Source organism: Subdoligranulum variabile (genome assembly GCF_025152575.1).
Classification (GTDB): domain Bacteria; phylum Bacillota; class Clostridia; order Oscillospirales; family Ruminococcaceae; genus Gemmiger; species Gemmiger variabilis.
Genome location: NZ_CP102293.1, coordinates 1,568,091 through 1,590,655 on the forward strand (window position 1 = coordinate 1,568,091; position 22,565 = coordinate 1,590,655).

The window sequence follows — 22,565 nt, forward strand, 5'->3', positions numbered from 1 at the left end:
GGTTTGTGGGGTAATGAAAGGGGTTATGTGTATGTACAACTCGGCAGACGTTACATGGACACTGGTTGCGGCGTTCATGGTCTTTTTCATGCAGGCAGGCTTCGCCCTCTGCGAAGCGGGCCTGACCCGTGCCAAAAACACCGGCAATATTCTGATGAAGAATATGATGGACTTTTGTATCGGAACGCCCTGCTACTGGCTGGTCGGCTTCGGTGTGATGTTTGCGGGCACCGGCGCCTTCATCGGCGGGTTTGACCCGTTCATCCAGGGCAGCTACGATTTCGGCGGCCTGCCCCTGTGGGTCTACGTGGTCTTCCAGACTGTGTTCTGCGCCACCGCCGCCACCATCGTCTCCGGCTCCATGGCAGAGCGCACCAAGTTCAGCGCCTACTGCCTCTACTCCGCCGCCATCAGCCTCATCGTCTATCCCATCTCCGGTCACTGGATCTGGGGCGGCGGCTGGCTCAGCCAGCTGGGCTTCCATGACTTCGCCGGTTCCACGGCCGTCCACTTCGTCGGCGGTGTCACCGCCTGCCTGGGCGCCTGGATGCTCGGCCCCCGTATCGGCAAGTACGGCAAGGACGGCAAGGCCCGCGCCATCCCCGGCCACAACCTGACCGCCATGGCTTTGGGCGTCTTCATCCTCTGGTTCTGCTGGTTCGGCTTCAACGGCGGCTCCACCGTCTCCATGACCGGTGACGACACCATGGTCTCCGCCGGCCTCATCTGCTTCAACACCAACCTGGCCGCCGCCCTCGCTACCTGCGCGGCCCTCATCACCACCTGGGTGCGCTACGGCAAACCCGATGTCTCCCTGACCTTCAACGGCGCGCTGGCCGGCCTCGTCGCCATCACCGCCGGCTGTGACATGGTGGATCCCTTCGGTGCCGCCATCATCGGCATCGTCGCCGGCGTCCTCTGCGTCTTCTCCGTGGAGTTCTTCGACAACGTGGCCAAGATCGATGACCCCGTGGGTGCGGTCTCCGTCCACTGCGTCAACGGCGCCTGGGGCACTCTCGCCACCGGCCTGTTCTCCACCAGCCAGGGCGTCTTCTACGGCCACGGCTTCTCCTTCTTCGGCATCCAGGTGCTGGGCCTGGTCAGCGTGCTGGTCTGGGTCCTGGTCTCCATGTTCATCATCTTCACCCTCATCAAGAAGACCGTCGGCCTGCGCGTCACCCAGCAGGAAGAGATCGACGGCCTGGATATGCACGAGCATGGCCTCACCAGCGCCTACGCCGGTTTTGCCATCAGCGATGCTACCTACGCTGAACTGGATGTGAACGAAAACACCGACCTGGGCGAGGACGATCTCGCCAAGGCCAGCCCCGCCCAGGTGGCGGCGGCCGTCAAGGTCCAGAAAGAAGCGCCTCTGCCGGCGGATCTGGATTCCGGCATGCACAAGGTTTCCATCATCGTCCAGCTGGCCAAGTTCGACGCCCTGAAGCAAGCACTCAACCGCGTCGGCGTCACCGGTATGACGGTCACCCAGGTCATGGGCTGCGGCCTCCAGAAGGGCAGCGGTGAGAAATACCGCGGCGCCGAAGTGGATGCCACCCTGCTCCCCAAGGTCAAGGTGGAAGTGGTCATCAGCAAGATCCCCGTGGATACCATCATCGATGCGGCCACCAAGGCACTGTACACCGGCCACATCGGCGACGGCAAGATCTTCGTCTACAACGTGGCGAAGGTCGTCAAGGTCCGCACCGGCGAGCAGGATTACGCCGCCCTGCAGGACGTGGAATAAAGGTTTCTCCCATAGAACATACAGTGACAGGGGCAGCCCAAACGGGCTGCCCCTGTTGCTTGTTACTATATAAAGGTAGCGCTCAGTCGGTGAGCACCTCGTTCATGGCGTCCAGCTGGTCGGGCACTTCCGTCAGGTCCATGGCGGCAAAATCCGCCGTCACCCCGGCGTCGTCCAGCAGCCCCTGCTGGGCCGACGGGTCCTCGCAGATGCCCTGGGCGCAGGTGTACACCCCCGGCCAGTTGGCATCCATGGTGGCCTGGTCGTCGCTGCTCAGGGCGTCCTGCCAGACCTGGGTCTCCCCGGCCAGGTCCTCCGGCACCGAATCCCCTGCCAGGAACACCACCAGATCCGCCGCCGCAATGGCCGTCTTCAGGCTGCCCCCGGCGGAATCCACCTCGTAGGCGATGCAGCCGTTGAGCACCACCGTCAGCCGCTGGGTCTTCACCGCCGCCACCTGCTCCGGCGTGGCTGTGGCCGCCGTCTCGGTGGTGGCCGCCGCCGTCTCCGCCGTGGAAGCCGCCGGTGCCCCGGCACATCCCGCCAGCAAAAGACACCCCGCCAGCAGGCCCCAGATTTTGCGCATCATACAAATCCCCTCCCGTGTTCCCATACTATGACGGGGGCCGCCGCCCCTCCACCAATATACCCCGAAAATTCTCACTTTGCAACTTGCCCCCCGCGGGCATTTGCGGTAGAATGAATACAGAACACCGCGCCCCCGGGCGCATTTCCGTGAATAGAGGGAGAAAATGACGTATGATCGACGATTTGTTTGAATTTTTGCAGGAGGGTGTGACCCCCTACCACGCGGCGGCCACGGCGGCCGCCTGGCTGGAGGCCGCGGGCTTCACCCGGCTGGAGGAGGCCGATTACTGGAACCTGGAACCGGGCAAGGGGTACTACATCCTGCGCAACGGTTCCGCCGTGGTGGCCTGGCGCATCCCCGACCATGCCATCGGCGGGTGGCGGATCACCGCCAGCCACAGCGACGCCCCGGGCTGGAAGATCAAGTCCGACGCCGTGACGAACGACGGCTGCCGCCGCCTGAGTGTGGAGGGCTACGGCGGCATGAACATGGCCTCCTGGCTGGACCGTCCCCTGACGGTGGCAGGCCGGGTGCTGGTGCGCACCGAAGATGGGGTGGAGACCCGCCTGGTCCACTTTGACCGGGACCTGCTGGTGATCCCCTCCCTGGCCATCCACATGCAGCGGAACGTGAACAAGGGCCACGAGTACAACCCCCAGATCGACATGCAGCCCCTGTGGGGCCCCGAGGGGAGCCGCAGCCTCACCGACCTGCTCTGCGAGGCGCTGGGCGTGGCCGCCGAGGACATCCTCGACCGGGATCTCCAGCTGGTGACCCGCCAGGCCCCCACCCAGATCGGCCCCGACGGGGAGTATTTCCTGGCCCCCCGCATCGACGACCTGGAATGCGCCGCCACCACCCTGCTGGGCTTCATCGACGCGGCCGCCGAGACGGACAGCGCCTGCGCCCCCGTCTGGGCCATGCTGGACAACGAGGAGGTGGGTTCCTCCAGCCGCCAGGGCGCCCAGAGCAGCTTTTTGCGGGACGTGCTGGACCGGATCCTGGAATCCATCCCCCACAGCGCCCAGATGGAACACCGGGCGCTGGCCAACAGTTTCCTGCTCAGCGCCGACAACGGCCACGCCACCCATCCCAATTTCCCCGCCAAGAGCGACCCGGCAGCCCCCGTGCGGCTGGGCGGCGGCGTGCTGCTGAAATACAACGCCAGCCAGAAATACACCACCAACGCTTTGAGCGGCGGCATCTTCCGGGCCATCTGCGAGAAGGCCGGGGTGAAGGTGCAGACCTTCACCAACCGCGCCGACGAGGCGGGCGGCAGCACCCTGGGCAATCTCCAGAGCCACAGCTTGCCCATCCCCATGGCGGACATCGGCCTGCCCCAGCTGGCCATGCACTCCGCCGTGGAGACCGCCGCGGTGTCCGACGCCGAGGCCATGGTCAGGGCGGTGGCGGCCTTCTACCGGGTGCATCTGCGGGCGCTGGGCGACGGCGTCTATACCCTGGAATGACCACCGGACGGTACGCCCCCAGTCCCAGCGGACGGATGCACCTGGGGAATCTGCTCTGCTGTCTGCTGGCCTGGCTCAGCGCCAAAAGCAAAGGCGGGCAGGTGCTGCTGCGCATCGAGGACCTGGACACCCAGCGGTGTCCCCGGGTCTACGCCGACGCCATCATGGACGATCTGCAGTGGCTGGGCCTGGCCGCCGACGGCCCCGAACCGCCGGTCTACCAGAGCGAGCGGTCGGAGATTTATCAGTACTATTATAACAAGCTGGCCGACCGGGGGCTGGTCTATCCCTGCTTTTGCAGCCGCAGCCAGCTCCACGCCGCCAGCGCCCCCCACCGCAGCGACGGCCAGGTGGTCTACGCCGGTACCTGCCGGAATTTGACGCCGGAACAGGTGGCGGAAAAGGCAAAAACCCGCGCCCCCGCCTGGCGGGTGCAGGTGCCCGACGAGGTCATCGGCTTCACCGACGGCCACATGGGCTACTATGCCGAAAATCTCGCCCGGGACTGCGGCGACTTCTACCTGCGCCGGGCGGACGGGGTGTTTGCCTACCAGCTGGCCGTCGTCGTGGACGACGCCCTCATGGGGGTCACCGAGGTGGTGCGGGGGAGTGACCTGCTCTCCAGCACGCCCCGGCAGCTCTGGCTCTACCGGGAACTGGGGCTCACGGCCCCTCGCTTTTACCATCTGCCCCTGCTGCTGGCCGCCGACGGACGGCGGCTCTCCAAGCGGGACGGGGACCAGAGCCTCGAACATCTGCGGGCCAGGTATGCCCCCGAGGAAGTGGTGGGCAAGCTGGCCTACGCCTGCGGTTTGCAGGACACACCCCGCCCCGCCGCCCCGGCGGATCTGGTGGCCGGGTTTACCTGGGAACGTCTGCCAAAACACGACATCCTTTTGCCGGAAAACCTGTTTTAATGGGGGAAAGGGCTGAGAAAGCACCCTCTTCGCAAAAACAAAGGAGTTCTCCACCATGCAACGCTATGAAATCACCGGTATGAGCTGCGCGGCTTGCGCCAGTCATGTGGAAAAAGCCGTGGCGGCGGTGCCCGGCGTGCAGTCGGTGTCGGTCAGTCTGCTGACCCACTCGATGCAGGTCGAAACCGTCCCCGATGCCGACGAAATCACCTTACAGAAACGCATCTGCCGGGCGGTGGAGGCCGCCGGCTACGGCGCCGCGCCCGCCGACGATTCGATGGACGGCGCTCTGGACGACACCGAGACCCCCCGCCTGAAAAAACGGCTGGTGCAGAGCCTCTGTTTCCTGGTGCCGCTGATGTACCTTTCCATGGGGCATATGATCGGCCTGCCCCTGCCGCCCTTTTTGGAAGGGGGCGGCCCCGGCGCGCTGGTCTACGGTCTTTTGCAGCTGGCGCTGACTTTGCCGGTCTGCTGGATCAACCGGGCGTTCTTTGTCAGCGGCTGGAACGGTCTGCGCACCAAAGCCCCCGGCATGGATACCCTGGTATCGCTCGGCGCCGGGGCGGCCCTGGTCTACGGGGTCTTTGCCCTGGCCATGATGGGCGCCGGGCTGGCCTCCGGCGACGAGGCCCTGGTGCTCCAGTACCGCCACGACCTCTATTTTGAGTCGGCGGCCATGATCCTGACCCTCATCACGGTGGGCAAGACGCTGGAAGCCTACAGCAAGGGCCGCACCACCGACGCCCTGAAAAGTCTTATGCAGCTGGCCCCCCAGACCGCCACGGTGCTGCGGGAGGGTCAGCCCGTCACGGTGCCGGTGAGTGAGGTGGCGGTGGGGGACATCTTCCTGGTGAAACCCGGCGAGGCCATCCCGGTGGACGGCACGGTGGCGGAGGGCGTGTCCAGCGTCAACGAGGCCGCCCTCACCGGCGAGAGCATGCCGGTGGACAAGTTCCCCGGCTCCCCGGTGAGCGCCGCCACCATCAACCAGAACGGCGCCCTGACCTGCCGCGCTGAGCGCGTCGGGCAGGATACGACCCTCTCCCAGGTCATCCGCCTGGTGCGGGACGCCGCCGCCACCAAGGCCCCCCTGGCCAAGACCGCCGACAAGGTGTCGGGCATCTTTGTGCCCGCCGTCATGGCCATCGCGGCGGTGACCTTCCTCGTCTGGCTGCTGCTGGGCCAGACCTTCGCTTACGCGCTGGCCCGGGGCATCTCGGTGCTGGTCATCAGCTGCCCCTGCGCCCTGGGGCTTGCCACCCCCGTGGCCATCATGGTGGGCAGCGGCGTGGGCGCCAAGCACGGCATCTTGTTTAAAACCGCCGCCAGCCTGGAGACCACCGGCTACACCGACACGGTACTGCTGGACAAGACCGGCACCATCACCACCGGCGAGCCCAGCGTGGTGCAGATCGTGGGCACCCGCCGCGTGCCGGAAAAGTTCCTTCTCAGCATGGCGGCGGGGCTGGAACTGCGCAGCGAACATCCCCTGGCCCGGGCCATTCTCCAGCGGGCCGAACAGGACAAGATCAAGTATACGGCGGTGGCCGCCTTTGAGGCCGTCCCCGGTCAGGGCCTGCGGGGCAAGGTGGCCGGCAAGGTCATCGCCGGCGGCAACGCCGACTTCATCCGCACCACCTGCGTGCTGCCCCCCGATCTGGAGGAAGCCGGGCAGCAGATGAGCAAAAACGGCATCACGCCGCTCTATTTCTCCCTGGCGGGCAGCCCGGCGGGGGTCATCGGCGTCTCCGACGTGGTGAAAAAGACCTCGGCAGGGGCCATCGCCCAGATGAAGGCCCTGGGCCTCAACGTGGTGCTCCTCACCGGCGACAACGAAGCCACCGCCCGGCACATCGGCTCCATGGTGGGGCTGGATGCCCGCCATGTGGTGGCGGGGGTTCTCCCCGCGGGCAAGGAGCAGGAGGTCCGCCGCTGGCAGAAGAAGGGCCGGGTGGCCATGGTGGGGGACGGCATCAACGACGCCCCCGCCCTGACCCGGGCCGAGACCGGCATTGCCATCGGCGCCGGGGCCGACGTAGCCCTGGACGCCGCCGACGTGGTGCTGGTGCGCAGCGACCTGGTGGATGTGCCGGCGGCCGTGCGGTTGTCCCGGGCGGTGGTACGCAACATCCACGAGAACCTTTTCTGGGCGTTCTTCTATAACGCCATCTGCATTCCCCTGGCGGCGGGGGTCTTCACGGGGCTGGGCATCACCCTCAACCCCATGATCGCCTCGGCAGCCATGAGCCTTTCCAGCATCTGCGTGGTGGGCAACGCCCTGCGGCTCAATACCCTGGATCCCCGCAGCGCCGACCGCGACGCCCCGCCCAAACACAAGGCACCGCCCCGTCAGGCCCCGGCTCCCGCCCCGGCCTGTCCGGCGGCCTGCCCGGTACAGGAGGTAAAAACCATGACAAAGACCATCCATATTGAGGGCATGATGTGTGCCCACTGTGAAGCCACCGTGAAGAAGGCCCTGGAAGCCCTGGACGGGGTGGCCTCTGCCGCCGTCAGCCACGAGGCGGGCACGGCGGTGGTGACGCTGACCCATGCAGTGGACGACGCTGCCCTGAAAGCCGCGGTGGAGGCCAAGGACTACACCGTGGTGGGCATCGACGGATGAGCGCGGTACGCCGCCGCTGGCGGTTCGAGGGCCGGGTGCAGGGGGTAGGGTTCCGGTATTTTGCCACCTGCGCGGCCCAGAAGCTGGGTCTCACGGGCTGGGTGGCCAACAACTGGGACGGCAGCGTCACCCTGGAGGCCCAGGGCGAACCGGCCCAGCTGGAAAAGCTGGTGCCCATCATCGAGCGCACCTGCCGCTGGGGACGCATCGAGGGCATGACGGTGAAAAACCTCCCCCTGGAAGAACACGAGTACGGCTTCGAGGAGCGCAGCGGGGACTAGTGTGTTACTTTCTTTATAAAGAAAGTAACCAAAGAAATTTTAACCATTTGTCCGGGAAGGAGCGGTGGCAAGAGGCATTCCGCCTTCCTGCTGCAGTGAACGTCTTCCTGTGAGAAAACACCAACCACCAACGCACGGGCGACTGTCGGCGGAAGCCGTGTAAAGAAGTTACGCTTACTGTGCTGCTGGAAAGTATGCGGATTTTCTGCGAGATGTTACACGTTTGCCTTCAATAAAAGCGCAGTAGTGTGATGCCATTTTTTGTAGTATCAATTGAACTGTAAAACAAAACGTAGTATACTCTAAAATGTGTTGCGTTCTGTGAAATACGGAACTTCAGCACAGAAAAATTGACAGGTAAGGAGCCTACTATGGAAAAGAAAACCCCCTTCTCGCTATCAGCGCTGCCTTTCTTATATTTATACGCCCCAGTTGTTCTGTTTTTACTGACATGGATTCATTTGTACTGGTCCATCCCGGTGGTGATTCTTTTGTTGGTGACGGCTGTGAAGATGGTACGAACGGATTGTTCCATATCAATCCAAAACCCGTTCAAGATAAAAAATATTGGGTATATTGTATTATTTTTGCTCTGCCTGGGTTGGTGCTGTGCTGCAGGAGTAGGTGGTTTTGTATCGCAATCCGGTGACTGGATAAAGCACAACCTTCTGTTTGAAAATTTGGTTGAGTTAAACTGGCCGGTCCGCTATGAAATTGGAGAATCCAAAGGTGTACTGGCATATTAAATTGGCAGCTACCTTGTGCCGGCCTTGGTAGGGAAATTTACCAATTATGATGTCGGGCAGACCACGATGATGTTCTGGTTTGCATGTGGCATTTTTTTGGTGTGCCACATTCTGTGTAATGTACTGGAAGAAGAAAAAAAGCATTGGTATACGATATTTGTTGTTTTTGTGGTTTTGATGCTCTTTGGAACTTTCATTACACCGATGTCAGGAATTTACAAAGTGCTGGAACCGGAAGCGATGGGAGACGGCATACATTGGTTTACATCGGAACTGCGTATACAGTATACATCTAATTTGATGTTAATGCGTTGGGTTACGCCACAGTTTGTGCCAACGGCCCTTTGTGTTGCCTTGCTGGTTCAATATAGGAAAAAACCGGCTATTTGGGGGTTGATTCTGGCACCACTGGCAATCTACTCCACTTTTACATTCGTTGGAATGGCGTTTCTGATGCTGTTACTCTTTCTTTTTGATTTGCTTGCACAGGCAAAAAAAGAGAGACTGACGTTCTTTAAATCTTTATTTTCCCTTGAAAATATTGCGGCACTTTTTGTAGCATTGCTTCTTTTGGCTTATATTGCTTGCAATTATCTGCAAAGCAAACCGGAAAGTGCAAATCTCGGTTTCAAAATAGTGGACTACAGGCAATATCCAGATCTGTTTATCCTGTTCCACTTGGCCTGGTTGATATGGGTATATATTCTGTGGCTGAGAGAACGGAAAAATAGGCTGCTGTACGCCAGTATGATCTCACTGTTTCTCATACCATTTATGGCAATGGGTAAGTGGGGGGACTTTTGCATGCGAGCAAGTGTTCCTGCGCTGGAAATCCTCTGTATTTTAGTAGCAAAAGAACTTTTGTGGAGTCTGCGAGAGAAAAAAATCTATTTGACGGTGGGGTTGGTTCTGTGCCTGCTATTTACTTCGGTAGGACCATTGAAAGAAATTGACAAAAGTTTTGATCAGACGAATTGGGGTGAAAGAAATTATTTGATAAAATATGACGGAATCGAAGAATACTTTGATAGCGCCGATTTTATCCGATATCAGTATGTGGATTGGGAGCCCGATGGTTTTGCTCGGTATCTACTGCAGTGAAGACGTCTGTATTGTGCTGGAGACAATGTCTGTACTCGATAAAAGAGGACAAAAAACTACAAATAAGGAGAGATAATCAATGGACAGTTTGTATATTGTTATGCCGGCTTATAACGAACAGGACACGATTGCATCCGTAGCCGAAGAATGGTACCAAGTGGTAGATAAAATCGGCGGAGAGTCGAAGCTAGTTATTGCCGACAGCGGGAGCACTGATCAGACTCATTCGATTTTGCTTAAATACAAGGAAACACATCCTCGACTGGAGATTTTGAGCGATACCGGAAAATTTCATGGGCCCAAACTGATTGCGATGTATAACTATGCAATCCGGCAGAAAGCGGACTGGGTATTTCAAACGGACTCTGACGGTCAGACGACTGCGTCTGAGTTTCAACAGTTCTGGGATAAACGCAGTACCTGCGACGCGGTGCTGGGTGTGCGGAAAGTGCGCGGAGATGGTCAGGCACGGGCTTTTGTGGAAAAAGTCGTCTGTTTCCTGCTCAAACTCTATTTTGGCGTCAACGTGCCTGATGCCAACGCCCCCTATCGCTTGATGAGGGTAGATGTCCTTGCCAAGTATATGCCGCGTTTCTCGCCGGAATACAATTTGCCGAATATTATGCTGACAACTTTTTTTGCCTATTATCAACAAAAAATTGAATTCTTGACAATTACATTTAAGCCTCGGCAGGGAGGAACCAATTCCATTGATCTTATGAAAATCTGCAAGATTGGTTGGCATGCGCTGGGGGATTTTCACAAGTTTAAGCGCAGCATGTAATCATTCAGAGCGGATTGGCTGAAGGATGAATCTGTCAAAGTTGAGAGGAAAAAGCCTTGAAAGAGTGGAAAAACGTTTTTGCCAAAAAGGAAAAGGTCCTTTTAGGGGGAATTCTGGCATGTTTGGCTTTGCTTTTCCTTGCCAACGCCACACGGTCGCCTCTTTGGTATGACGAGGGTATTGAATATTTTTATTCCAAGGTAATGGTGGGAGCAGTGCCGGCAGGCGGCGGCACCACCACGATGTATCAACGTATATGTTCTACTTATCAGCCACCCTTGTACAATATTTTGATGTATGTGTGGCTCCTCCTTTTTGATTTTGGAGATTTTTCATTTCGCTTGTCCGGCATTGTAATCATGCTGTTAGGCTGTTTGGGCCTCTATAAATGCCTCAAAGAGCTGACAGAGCCGGTTTGGGCTATGCTGGGGCTTGTGCTTTATGCGCTGACCGATAAGGTTATGTACTATACACTGGAATGCGGCGAGTATGTCCTTATGCTGTGCTGCATAAACTGGATGCTGTACTTTTTTGTAAAAGAGCTTCGGGCCTCATCCACCAAAATGTTGGTTGGCTTTTTTGTCTTTGCGGTTTTGTCTGTATACAGCCAGTATGGCGCGGTGTTTGTTGTACTGCCTCTCTACTTGGCACTGCTGCTGCATAACCGAAAAACCAGCCTTAAAAAGATGCTGCTGGCAACGCTTATTGTGGCCGTGGTGGCGGCAATCCCTTTGATGGTGCTGTTTATTGCACCACAGATGAAAAATCAAGGGTCTGCAACAGTTTCGCATATGCCGGTTTTTGAAAGCAATCTGCTGGTGGACTATGTGAAGGGGTTTTTCTATAAGGTCATCCATTTCTGGTATTTTTCCAGCGCAGATGCACCAGTTTTGAGTAAAGTCCCGGTATATTTGATCTGCCTTGCTATTGTGCTTGCTTTCTTTGGCTATGTACTGGGCAGGAAAAATGGAATGGGAAAGTATCTGGCAACGGTTTCTGTCCTTTCGTACACGGTATATTTTGCTGCGGTATTGTTTTCGTTTTATGGATATAATTACTGGGACGACTTTAGGGGTACTGCGAATCTTGGAAAACGGTACAGTGTTTTTCTCATCCCTCTGATAACGGTTTTTATTGTGTATGGATTGTACACGCTGCAGCAGGCGTTGACGAAAAAGGCGGTACTTCAAAAGGCTGCGACAGGGATTCTGTGCGGGGGATTGTTGGTGTTTTCCTGCCTGGGTGTTGTTAATTTGGAAATCGGATGGACGAAGGATGATGTCCGTTCTATTTCCCAACTTTGGTATGAAAACAAGGGTTATGAAACAACGACCCTCGTTCATGATTGGTCCAATGCCAATTTCCAGTTCTACCTGATGCACGATGACAAATATGATCCGGCTTATCAAGAGAAGATTCTGGCCCTGGATTCCTGGGTTAGAGAAGCCCCGGCGGAAGAGATGGAAGAACGCTTTCAGCAGATGGGAGTGTTTGATCTGCCGTCACTTTACTTTGTGGGACCGTATGACAGATACCAAAGCAGTTATACGACTTTCTGCCAGGTAATGGAGGAACAGGGCTATACCGTTACGCAGCTTTACTGTGGGAAATCAGCGTTACTGTATGTAGAAAAAGAAAGCCAAACAATCTCCTGATGTACGGAGGTTGAAACGAAAAAAAGCAGGAGCCTGCCGGGCTCCTGCTTTTTTGTTGAGTAAACAGAGAAAAGGGCAGCAATCAAGGCTGCAAAAGGGACATGGAGACAAAGACGGTTGGAAATTATAAGTAGTTAATTTCCCTCAGAGCGTCCAGCAGTGTCGACAGCCGCTTCACCTCGGGGGCCTTGGCGTAGAGCAGGTAGCGGGCATAGCGCAGGTAGAGGTCCTGGATCCGCAGTGCCTTGTACTGTGGCTTGTGGTAACAGGTGAAGACCTACAGCCCCTGCTTTTCGGGGCCGCAGCAAAGGGGAGCCTGCCGGATCTCCAGGAGGAGTCCCTCTTACCGCCGCGCGTTGCGCTGCCAGATGGTGTACAGCCCGTCCAGCACCAGGGTGTCCCGGTAGTCGATGTCCGTGCGGCAGGCGCTGCGCACACTGCGGGGCAGCGTCCCCGTGGCCACCAGCGGCGCCCCGGGGGCGTGCAGCGCGGTGCGGAAGTTCTCCACCATGCCGTCCACCATGGCCGCCGTGCCGTGCACCATGCCGCTGTGCAGGCAGTCCGCCGTGTTGGCCCCCACCATCCGCTTGGGTTTTGCGTCCAGCTCTACCTGGGGCAGCTGGGCGGTGTTCTTCACCAGCGCCGCCAGCGACATCTGGGGCCCCGGCAAAATCGCCCCGCCGATCAGCGCCCCCTCGGCGTCCACCGCCAGCATCGAGATGGCGGTGTCAAAGTTCGCCACCACCAGGGGCGGGGTGTGCCGCTGCAACGCCCCCACCACGGCGCAGAGCAGCTCGCCCCCCAGCTGGGCGGGGTTGTCCATCCGGATGCGCACCCCGCTCTTCAGCCCGGGACCTACCTCCATCACGGGGGCCTCGCACATCTTGTGCAGGGCTTCCCGCATCCGGGGGGTCAGCGCCGGCACCACGCTGGAAAAGATCACGTCGGTGACTTCCCGGGGCTCGGCACCGTACAGCGCCAGCATGTTTACCATTTTATATAACAGTTCGTCGCTGCTCAGGGCCGTGTCGGCGAACAGCCGGGAGGAAAACACCAGCTTGCCGTCCCTTGTATAGGAACCGAAGGTGATGTTGGAGTTTCCGATATTCAAAGCCAGGATCATGGCGGTGCCTCTTTTCTCTAGGATGCTTTAATACTATTATAATAGGAAGCAAATTGCAAGAGGGAGGGCAAAACCCCAAAAAGGACGCTGTACCGAATAACCAAAAAACGACCTCGAAATTTGTCAAAAAAACTGAAAAAAGGTGTTGACAAAGTGGGTTCTGGGTGGTATTATAGTCAGGCTGTCCGGCGCGAGAGCGAACGCGACAGCCGCTGAAAAACCGCATAACAACAGCCTTTGAGGGCTTTTCGGAAGCTTCGGTTCCTGAAAAAACTTCAAAAAAATCTCAAAAAAGTTCTTGACAAACGGAACTTCGCGAGATATAATAAATAGGCTGTCACGCGAGATGCGAACAGCGAGCAGGACCTTGAAAATTGAACAAAACTGAAACTTGTGGAACCTTATCGTGGGTTTCCAAACCCACGTAAATCAATTCCAAATTACAAGTAATTCAAACAGGACGCAAGCGATTGTGTCTGAGTGATTTACAAGATTAAACACTTATAAAGTGATTTAATACCATTTTATAAAGAGTTTGATCCTGGCTCAGGACGAACGCTGGCGGCGCGCCTAACACATGCAAGTCGAACGGAGTTATTTCGGTTGAAGTTTTCGGATGGATACTGGTTTAACTTAGTGGCGAACGGGTGAGTAACGCGTGAGTAACCTGCCCTGGAGTGGGGGACAACAGTTGGAAACGACTGCTAATACCGCATAAGCCCACGGCCCGGCATCGGGCTGAGGGAAAAGGATTTATTCGCTTCAGGATGGACTCGCGTCCAATTAGCTAGTTGGTGAGGTAACGGCCCACCAAGGCGACGATTGGTAGCCGGACTGAGAGGTTGAACGGCCACATTGGGACTGAGACACGGCCCAGACTCCTACGGGAGGCAGCAGTGGGGGATATTGCACAATGGGGGAAACCCTGATGCAGCGACGCCGCGTGGAGGAAGAAGGTTTTCGGATTGTAAACTCCTGTCGTTAGGGACGAATCTTGACGGTACCTAACAAGAAAGCACCGGCTAACTACGTGCCAGCAGCCGCGGTAAAACGTAGGGTGCAAGCGTTGTCCGGAATTACTGGGTGTAAAGGGAGCGCAGGCGGACCGGCAAGTTGGAAGTGAAATCTATGGGCTCAACCCATAAATTGCTTTCAAAACTGCTGGCCTTGAGTAGTGCAGAGGTAGGTGGAATTCCCGGTGTAGCGGTGGAATGCGTAGATATCGGGAGGAACACCAGTGGCGAAGGCGACCTACTGGGCACCAACTGACGCTGAGGCTCGAAAGCATGGGTAGCAAACAGGATTAGATACCCTGGTAGTCCATGCCGTAAACGATGATTACTAGGTGTTGGAGGATTGACCCCTTCAGTGCCGCAGTTAACACAATAAGTAATCCACCTGGGGAGTACGACCGCAAGGTTGAAACTCAAAGGAATTGACGGGGGCCCGCACAAGCAGTGGAGTATGTGGTTTAATTCGAAGCAACGCGAAGAACCTTACCAGGTCTTGACATCCGATGCATAGTGCAGAGATGCATGAAGTCCTTCGGGACATCGAGACAGGTGGTGCATGGTTGTCGTCAGCTCGTGTCGTGAGATGTTGGGTTAAGTCCCGCAACGAGCGCAACCCTTATTGCCAGTTACTACGCAAGAGGACTCTGGCGAGACTGCCGTTGACAAAACGGAGGAAGGTGGGGATGACGTCAAATCATCATGCCCTTTATGACCTGGGCTACACACGTACTACAATGGCGTTTAACAAAGAGAAGCAAGACCGCGAGGTGGAGCAAAACTCAAAAACAACGTCTCAGTTCAGATTGCAGGCTGCAACTCGCCTGCATGAAGTCGGAATTGCTAGTAATCGCGGATCAGCATGCCGCGGTGAATACGTTCCCGGGCCTTGTACACACCGCCCGTCACACCATGAGAGCCGGGGGGACCCGAAGTCGGTAGTCTAACCGCAAGGAGGACGCCGCCGAAGGTAAAACTGGTGATTGGGGTGAAGTCGTAACAAGGTAGCCGTATCGGAAGGTGCGGCTGGATCACCTCCTTTCTAGGGAGTCAGACATTCAGTCAAAGCTGGTCTTTGAGTGAATGGACAGGGAAACAAGTTTCAGTATTGTTCAATTTTGAGGGCCGCTGCAAAGCGAACCTCAAAGCATAAGGGACAGCGAAACCCGAAACGCTGTAAAGGCGCGGGGGTATAGCTCAGTTGGGAGAGCACCTGCTTTGCAAGCAGGGGGTCAAGGGTTCGAATCCCTTTATCTCCACCATTTGGGCTGATAGCTCAGCTGGTTAGAGCACTCGGCTGATAACCGAGAGGTCGATGGTTCGAGTCCATTTCAGCCCACCACTGGTTATCCAGTGTGCTGGGTAACCCAAATCCTTATGCAAGGAAGTACCTTGAAAACTGAATATAGAACTGCGAAATGAGATTTTAAGCTAGTAAAATTCCTGATTTTTTAATAAAATCTATAATTTCACCAAGCGGTAAAATCTCGTTGGCAAATGGAGAATCTGAAAAGAGATATGTTTATCGAGAGATAAACAACGGTCAAGCTACAAAGGGCGCAAGGAGAATGCCTTGGCACTGGGAGCCGATGAAAGACGTGGTAAGCTGCGATAAGCCTTGGGGAGGAGCAAACATCCTTTGATCCAGGGATTTCTGAATGAGGAAACTCACTGAAGCTCATACTTCAGTATCCTGCACTGAATCCATAGGTGCAGGAGGGGAACCGCCTGAACTGAAACATCTAAGTAGGGCGAGGAAGAGACATCAACCGAGATTCCGTTAGTAGTGGCGAGCGAACGCGGAAGAGGGCAAACCGGAAGGAGAAATCCTTCCGGGGTACGGACCGCTTTTAGGACCCAAGCTGTTAGCCGAATGGTGTGGGAAAGCCATCCGGAGAGTGTGAGAGACACGTAGGCGAAAACGGCGAGGGCTGCGCGAGTTCCAGAGTACGGCCAGACACGTGAAACCTGGTCGGAAGATGGGGGGACCACCCTCCAACCCTAAATACTACCCAGTGACCGATAGCGTATAGTACTGTGAAGGAAAGGTGAAAAGGACCCCGGGAGGGGAGTGAAAAAGAACCTGAAACCTTGTGCCTACAAGCACATAGAGCACATCAACGTGTGATATGGTACTTTTTGTAGAACGGTCCGGCGAGCGATTGTACGTTGCGAGCTTAAGCACTTCAGGTGCGGAGGCGTAGCGAGAGCGAGTCTGAATAGGGCGTTCAGTAACGTGCAATGGGCCCGAAACCGGGTGACCTACCCATGATCAGGCTGAAGTGAAAGTAAAATTTCATGGAGGGCCGAACCGACCTCCGTTGAAAAGGCGGCGGATGAATTGTGGGTAGCGGAGAAATTCCAATCGAACTCGGAGATAGCTGGTTCTCCCCGAAATAGCTTTAGGGCTAGCCTCATGTTAGATACCCGGAGGTAAAGCACTGAATGGCCTAGCGCCCGAGAGGGTAGCGAAGCCTATCAAACTAAGAATGCCGGAGTATCGATGCATGGGAGTCAGACAGTGTGAGATAAATCTCATTGTCAAAAGGGAAACAGCCCAGATCTACAGCTAAGGTCCCAAATTGTATCTAAGTGGAAAACGATGTGAAAATACACAGACAACCAGGATGTTGGCTCAGAAGCAGCCACTCATTTAAAGAGTGCGTAATAGCTCACTGGTCGAGCGTCTTTGCGCGGAAAATTTAACGGGGCTAAGATACAAACCGAAGCTTAGGCTGCATCGTAAGATGCGGGGTAGGGGAGCGTTGTGTAAGCGGAGAAACAGTAGCGTAAGCGGCTGTGGAGTTTACAGAAGTGAGAATGCCGGAATGAGTAGCGCGAATGCAGTGAGAATCTGCATGGCCGGAAACCTCAGGTTTTTGGAGGAAGGTTCGTCCGCTCCAAGTTAGGCGGGAGCTAAGGTGAGGCCGAAAGGCGTAGCCGATGCACAGACGGTAGAGATTCCGTCCCCACCGAAAGATTTAAGCGCAGGGACACTTTTTGAAGGTCAGAGCCGGGTGTTGGTTCCGGTAGTGATCGAGGGAAATTTAGTACCGAAGTCTGGCTGAATGAGAGGCGAGAAAAGCTGCGTGTATATCTAAGGTGCCCGTACCGCAAACCGACACAGGTAGGTAGGAAGAAGATTCTAAGGCCAACGGGAGAAGGGTTGTTAAGGAACTCGGCAAGTTGACCCCGTAACTTCGGAATAAGGGGTGCTCACGAGAGTGAGCCGCAGAGAATAGGCCCAGGCAACTGTTTACCAAAAACACAGGTTTGTGCTAAATCGAAAGATGACGTATACGAGCTGACGCCTGCCCGGTGCTGGAAGGTTAAAAGGAGATGTGCAAGCATTGAATTGAAGCCCCAGTGAACGGCGGCCGTAACTATAACGGTCCTAAGGTAGCGAAATTCCTTGTCAGGTAAGTTCTGACCCGCATGAAAGGCGTAATGATCTGGGCACTGTCTCAACAGCCCGCCCGGCGAAATTGTAGTACCGGTGAAGATGCCGGTTTCCCGCGACAAGACGGAAAGACCCCATGGAGCTTTACTGTAGCCTGATATTGGGTTTCGGTGTTGCATGCACAGGATAGATGGGACGCTAGGAAGCAGAGGCTTTGGCCTTTGTGGAGCGGACGTTGGGATACCATCCTTGCGACATTGGAATTCTAACCTGCGCCCTTGAATCAGGGCGGGGGACATTGTCAGGTGGGCAGTTTGACTGGGGCGGTCGCCTCCTAAAATGTAGCGGAGGCGTTCAAAGGTTCGTTCGATCTGGACGGAAACCAGATGAAAGAGTGCAAACGCATAAACGAGCCTGACTGCGAGACTGACGGGTCGAGCAGAGACGAAAGTCGGAGTTAGTGATCCGGTGGTATGTGAGTGGAAATGCCATCGCTCAACGGATAAAAGTTACCCTGGGGATAACAGGCTGATCTCCCCCAAGAGTCCACATCGACGGGGAGGTTTGGCACCTCGATGTCGGCTCATCGCATCCTGGGGCTGAATTCGGTCCCAAGGGTTTGGCTGTTCGCCAATTAAAGCGGTACGCGAGCTGGGTTCAGAACGTCGTGAGACAGTTCGGTCCCTATCTGTCGTGGGCGCAGGATATTTGAAAGGCGCTGTCCCTAGTACGAGAGGACCGGGATGGACGAACCTCTGGTGCACCAGTTGTCACGCCAGTGGCACAGCTGGGCAGCTATGTTCGGATCGGATAAACGCTGAAAGCATCTAAGCGTGAAGCCGGCCTTAAGATAAGATATCCCACTGAGTCAATCAGGTAAGACCCCTTGAAGACTACAAGGTTGATAGGCACAATGTGTAAGTGGCGTGAGCCATTCAGCAAGCGTGTACTAATAGGTCGAGGGCTTGACCCCATCTTGATCAGATACTCTGTTTGCAAAGCGGTTCGATATTCAGTTTTGAGGGTACATCCTCAACAAAAGAGAAGCAGATGACAAGGTCATATGCATGGCCGGTGTCGATGACGGTGAGGTTCCACCTGTTCCCATTCCGAACACAGAAGTTAAGCTCACTTGTGCCGAAGATAGTTGGCTGGAGACGGCCTGTGAAAATAGGTAGATGCCGGCTTCTCTACAAAGCAGCCTCCGGGCCGAGCCTTGGGCCCGGTCCGGAGTTTGCTTTATATGCACCATTAGCTCAGCTGGTAGAGCAACTGACTCTTAATCAGTGGGTCCTGGGTTCGAGTCCCCGATGGTGCACCAGAAACAGCCGCAATCAATATTGCGGCTGTTTTGTTTGCTTTAGCGGTAAGACAACCCTCGGCTATGGCGGGGCGTGTACATAAATTAAGAATATTATAACATAAATGCGGCGCCTCAGCGGGATGTCATTAGTATAATGTACTTCTAGGGATTAGCAGGAGGAGACGTGACCTCTAAAAGATGTGGAATTCTGATGAACAGTTAGATGATTTACCGTATGTGATGTGGAACAAGGAAAGCAACTGGTATTTCGTCCTGAAGCAGAGAAAGAGGTAGAGCAGTGGCAAGGGAAAGAGCCATTTATCTTGGATATTCGTCTTGCTGTAAAATTTCACGAGTTCATTATTAATGAGCGCAACGTGTGACGCATGAAATGCGCAAAATGTCCCGAAAAACTTGCGCTATCCCATTGCGTATCTGCGCTGAACCTGCTATACTGATGCTAAAATACATTTGTGAATATGCGCAACATTGCGCAATCTTGCGGAGGCAAAGGTATGCAGAGAGAAAAGCTTCTTCATGGTGGAGATTATAATCCCGAACAGTGGTTGGATCGGCCGGATATTCTGGCACAGGATGTTGTCATGATGAAACAGGCACATGTGAATGTGGTCACCCTGGGGGTGTTTTCCTGGTCGCTGCTGGAACCTCGGGAAGGGGAATACCATCTGGACTGGCTGGCGGATATCATCCACAATCTGTATTCCAACGGTATCTTCACCATTCTGGCCACCCCCAGTGCGGCGCGACCTGCCTGGATGGCACAAAAATACCCCGAAGTTCGCAGAGTGCGCAGCGACCGCACGCGGGAACTGTTCCGCCGTCGGCAGAATTACTGCTATACCTCACCCCTCTACCGGGAAAAGGTGCGAGCCATCGACGAACAACTGGCCCGCCGTTTTGGTGAAGACCCGGCTGTGATTTTGTGGCACATCTCCAATGAGATGGGCGGCGACTGTCACTGCCCGCTCTGCCAGGCGGAGTTCCGCCGTTGGCTGCAGCGCCGGTACGGCAGCCTGGGAGCGCTGAACAAGGCATGGAACGCACGTTTCTGGAGCCATGACTACACCGACTGGGAACAGATCGAAAGCCCTGCGCCCCAGGGGGAGGATGCGGTGCAGGGGTTGCTGCTGGACTGGAAACGGTTTGTCAGCAGCCGCCATATCGACTTTTTCAAATTTGAGCGGGATTGTGTGCGAGCCCTGGCCCCCAAGGCTCGGTTTACCGCCAACCTGATGTACCGCTTCCACGATATCGACTACCATGACCTGGCCAGAGAGCTGGATGTAGTCAGCTGGGACAACTATCCCACCTGGCACAAGGCCACCGAGACGGTGGAACAGACCGCGCTGGATACGGCCATGATGCATGACCTGTTCTACTCCTTGAAAGGCAAGCCTTTCCTGATGATGGAGTCCAGCCCCAGCTTTACCAACTGGCAGCCGGTGACCAAACAGAAGAAGCCCGGCATGGCGATGCTCAGTGCCCTGCAGGCAGTGGCCCATGGGTCGGACAGCGTCTGTTACTTCCAGTGGCGTGCCAGCCGTGGTGCAGAGGAAAAATTCCACGGTTCGGTGGTGGGGCATGATGGCCGTTCCGATACCCGGATCTTCCGCGAAACCAGCCAGGTAGGCGCCGCACTGGAGGAACTGGCCTGTGCAGCGGGCCGCCAGCGGCCCCGTCAGGCGGCCCTGGTCCATGACTGGCCCAACCTCTGGGCCATGGAGGGGTCCAGCGGCCCCCGCAACTGTGGCATGGGTTATTGGAAGGAACTGGCCTGTCATTACAACGCTTTGGCTCGCGCCGGCATCACGGTGGACCTGATCGGCCAGGATGCCGACCTGACCGGCTACGGCCTGGTGGTGGTGCCGATGCTCTATCTGCTGCGGGAGGATTTTGCCGCAAAGCTCTGTGACTTTGCCCGTGCCGGCGGTACGGTGGTGGTCAGCCAGTGGACCGGCGTGGTGGACGAAAGCGATCTCTGCCGCCTGGGGGACACTCCGTACGGTCTGACCGAACTGCTGGGGCTTCGCCGTGCCGAGATCGACGGCCTGTACGATGGGGAGACCCGTCGTTGCCAGCCTGTGGAAAACGCACCGCTGCCGCTGCCTGCCACCCAGGCCAGCGTACTGTGTGAAGTTGCGGTGCTGGATGAAGCATCGCCCGCCACACCGCTGCTGCTCTACGGGGAGGACTACTTTGCCGACGCGCCCGCCGCTGCCGTGCACCCCTACGGCCAGGGCCGGGCCTACTACCTGGCCAGCCGCTTCACGCCGGATTTTTACCAGGCATTCTATAACGCCCTGACCGAGGAAGCCGGGCTGGAAGCGGCGGCTCCGGTGCCGTTACCCGACGGTGTGCTGGCCACCCGGCGGGAGGGTCTGCTGTTTGTGCAGAACTGTAATCCTGCGCCGGTGCAAGCGCTGGGAGTGGAGCTGCCCGCTTACGGTACGGCGGTCTGGCAGACCAATGCCGGGGAACTCCGGCGAATGCTATGATTTCCAATATCCTGCCGCGTCCCCGTGGGGGCGCGGTTTTTGTCAAAATGCTGATTTTTACTGTACAAAGCTGGCAGTTATGACGGATTTTGGGCTGGAAACTTGACAGAGCGGGAAAAAAGCTGGTATCCTGAGATAAGCGCAACGAGTTGCGCCAAATTGACAGGGGAGGCATCACTGTGGCAGAAATGCAGGGAGATTCTATCTCCATTGAGGAAATTGCCAAAGCATTGGGGGTATCCAAAACAACTGTATCCCGTGCGTTGTCCGGCAAGGGCCGCATCAGTGAAGCCACCCGCAGCCGGGTGCGGGCTTATGTGGCCAGTACCGGTGCGGCGCCTACCGTGCGCGCCCGCTGGAGCGAGAAAACCGCTACCCATAACCTGACTATGATCATCCCGCCGCATTTTGTTCATTTGGACCTGCCGTTTCTTCGCAAATGTATGGGCGGTATCAGCATGATGGCAGCCCAGCGGGGCTACGATCTGCTGCTGTGCTATGCCAGCGCTTCCGACACCAGCCAGCTGGAACGGCAGCTCTCCAATCGTAAAACCGATGGCGTGATTCTTTCCCGTGCCATGGAGGACGATCCCTGCCTGGACCTGCTGCAGCAATACCGCGTACCCTATGTGGTCATTGGCCGGTGTGAGGATACGTCTATTCCTCAGGTAGACAACGATCAGGTGGGGGCATCCTACGAGATGACCCGGCTGCTGTTGAGGCTGGGGGCCCGGCGCATTGCACTGATCGTGGGAACCAACACCTATACGGTCAACATCGACCGTATGCGGGGATATTTACGGGCACTGCCGGAGTTCGGCGTCCCGGAAGATCGCCGCCTGATACAGGACGGTGTGGAAAGCATAGCCCAGCGTTCCGACGCACTGGAGGCGGTGCTGGATCAGCATCCCGACTGCCTGTTGTGCGGCGATGACCGGCTGGCTTTTGATGTGATGCAGGCGCTGCACGCCCGGCATATCCGGGTGCCGCAGGATCTGCAGGTGGCCAGCCTGTATGACAGTGAACTCCTGCTGAACACGGTTCCCAATGTGTCGGCGGTGCAGTTTGATGCCGAGCGACTGGGGGCATCAGCCTGCCGTATGCTGCTGGACATCTTGGCCGGCAAACAGATCAATACTCGCCAGGTGGAAGGGTATCAGGTCATTTTGCGGGATTCCACTCACTAAAATTCATCCAGGCAGTTTTGCAAGCCGCCCGCCGCACCACGGCGGGCGGCTTTTTTCGTACACAGGCAAAATTCTTTGCCCCGGGGAAGGAAAGAAAAAACACAAAGCGCA

At 56.6% G+C, this 22,565-nt stretch carries 13 protein-coding genes, 3 tRNA genes and 3 rRNA genes; 17 read left to right on the forward strand and 2 right to left on the reverse strand.

The window, feature by feature from the left end; translation table 11 throughout:
* Positions 1-31: 31 nt before the first annotated feature.
* Positions 32-1,747 (forward strand): ammonium transporter, encoded by a 1,716-nt coding sequence (locus tag NQ490_RS07500; RefSeq protein ID WP_040918409.1) that lies wholly within the window; start codon positions 32-34, stop codon positions 1,745-1,747.
* An 82-nt stretch (positions 1,748-1,829) separates the two neighbouring features.
* Here the strand turns inward: NQ490_RS07500 and NQ490_RS07505 are convergent, their stop codons facing one another.
* Positions 1,830-2,336 carry a hypothetical protein gene (locus NQ490_RS07505; protein WP_007048010.1) on the reverse strand — a complete coding sequence of 169 codons (507 nt, stop codon included), beginning with the start codon at positions 2,334-2,336 and terminating at the stop codon, positions 1,830-1,832.
* Positions 2,337-2,506: 170 nt separating this feature from the next.
* Between NQ490_RS07505 and NQ490_RS07510 the strand changes: the two genes are divergently transcribed.
* The 8 genes from NQ490_RS07510 (at position 2,507) to NQ490_RS07545 (ending at position 11,915) form a co-directional block, all read left to right on the forward strand.
* A complete protein-coding gene (locus NQ490_RS07510; RefSeq protein ID WP_007048011.1) occupies positions 2,507-3,805 on the forward strand; it encodes a M18 family aminopeptidase in 1,299 nt (432 codons plus the stop codon).
* The gene (gene gluQRS / locus NQ490_RS07515) at positions 3,802-4,722 is read left to right on the forward strand and encodes a tRNA glutamyl-Q(34) synthetase GluQRS (protein ID WP_040918412.1); all 921 of its coding nucleotides are present in this window, start codon (positions 3,802-3,804) and stop codon (positions 4,720-4,722) included. Before NQ490_RS07510 ends, gluQRS begins: the two co-directional genes overlap by 4 nt.
* Positions 4,723-4,777: 55 nt before the next feature.
* Positions 4,778-7,348 carry a heavy metal translocating P-type ATPase gene (locus tag NQ490_RS07520; protein ID WP_007048013.1) on the forward strand — a complete coding sequence of 857 codons (2,571 nt, stop codon included), beginning with the start codon at positions 4,778-4,780 and terminating at the stop codon, positions 7,346-7,348.
* Positions 7,345-7,629 (forward strand): acylphosphatase, encoded by a 285-nt coding sequence (locus NQ490_RS07525; RefSeq protein WP_007048014.1) that lies wholly within the window; start codon positions 7,345-7,347, stop codon positions 7,627-7,629. The genes NQ490_RS07520 and NQ490_RS07525 overlap by 4 nt, the downstream gene beginning before the upstream one ends.
* A gap of 371 nt (positions 7,630-8,000) precedes the next feature.
* Entirely contained in the window at positions 8,001-8,375 is a 375-nt protein-coding gene (locus NQ490_RS07530; protein ID WP_007048015.1) for a hypothetical protein, read from the forward strand.
* Positions 8,376-8,390: 15 nt separating this feature from the next.
* Complete coding sequence (locus tag NQ490_RS07535; RefSeq protein ID WP_007048016.1) at positions 8,391-9,476, forward strand: hypothetical protein; 1,086 nt, start codon at positions 8,391-8,393, stop codon at positions 9,474-9,476.
* Positions 9,477-9,555: 79 nt separating this feature from the next.
* The gene (locus tag NQ490_RS07540; protein WP_007048017.1) at positions 9,556-10,260 is read left to right on the forward strand and encodes a glycosyltransferase family 2 protein; all 705 of its coding nucleotides are present in this window, start codon (positions 9,556-9,558) and stop codon (positions 10,258-10,260) included.
* A 56-nt stretch (positions 10,261-10,316) separates the two neighbouring features.
* Positions 10,317-11,915 carry a glycosyltransferase family 39 protein gene (locus NQ490_RS07545; RefSeq protein WP_007048018.1) on the forward strand — a complete coding sequence of 533 codons (1,599 nt, stop codon included), beginning with the start codon at positions 10,317-10,319 and terminating at the stop codon, positions 11,913-11,915.
* A 343-nt stretch (positions 11,916-12,258) separates the two neighbouring features.
* Here the strand turns inward: NQ490_RS07545 and NQ490_RS07550 are convergent, their stop codons facing one another.
* Complete coding sequence (locus NQ490_RS07550; protein ID WP_007048019.1) at positions 12,259-13,038, reverse strand: type III pantothenate kinase; 780 nt, start codon at positions 13,036-13,038, stop codon at positions 12,259-12,261.
* Positions 13,039-13,561: 523 nt separating this feature from the next.
* Here NQ490_RS07550 and NQ490_RS07555 point away from each other — a divergent pair.
* The 8 genes from NQ490_RS07555 to NQ490_RS07590 all read left to right on the forward strand — a co-directional run bounded on the left by NQ490_RS07555 (position 13,562) and on the right by NQ490_RS07590 (position 22,454).
* Positions 13,562-15,090 (forward strand): 16S ribosomal RNA (locus NQ490_RS07555).
* 144 nt (positions 15,091-15,234) lie between these two features.
* Positions 15,235-15,310, forward strand: a tRNA-Ala gene (locus NQ490_RS07560).
* 3 nt (positions 15,311-15,313) lie between these two features.
* Positions 15,314-15,390, forward strand: a tRNA-Ile gene (locus tag NQ490_RS07565).
* Between the two features lie 199 nt (positions 15,391-15,589).
* Positions 15,590-18,421: ribosomal RNA gene (locus tag NQ490_RS07570) — 23S ribosomal RNA — on the forward strand.
* 97 nt (positions 18,422-18,518) lie between these two features.
* Positions 18,519-18,635, forward strand: a 5S ribosomal RNA gene (gene rrf, locus NQ490_RS07575).
* The 16S, 23S and 5S rRNA genes sit together here with 3 tRNA genes alongside, the layout of an rRNA operon.
* A gap of 58 nt (positions 18,636-18,693) precedes the next feature.
* A tRNA-Lys gene (locus NQ490_RS07580) sits at positions 18,694-18,769 on the forward strand.
* Between the two features lie 497 nt (positions 18,770-19,266).
* Positions 19,267-21,267: a beta-galactosidase gene (locus NQ490_RS07585; protein WP_007048072.1), complete on the forward strand. Its 2,001-nt coding sequence runs from the start codon at positions 19,267-19,269 to the stop codon at positions 21,265-21,267.
* A 188-nt stretch (positions 21,268-21,455) separates the two neighbouring features.
* Entirely contained in the window at positions 21,456-22,454 is a 999-nt protein-coding gene (locus NQ490_RS07590) for a LacI family DNA-binding transcriptional regulator (RefSeq protein WP_007048070.1), read from the forward strand.
* The last annotated feature ends 111 nt before the right edge of the window (positions 22,455-22,565 follow it).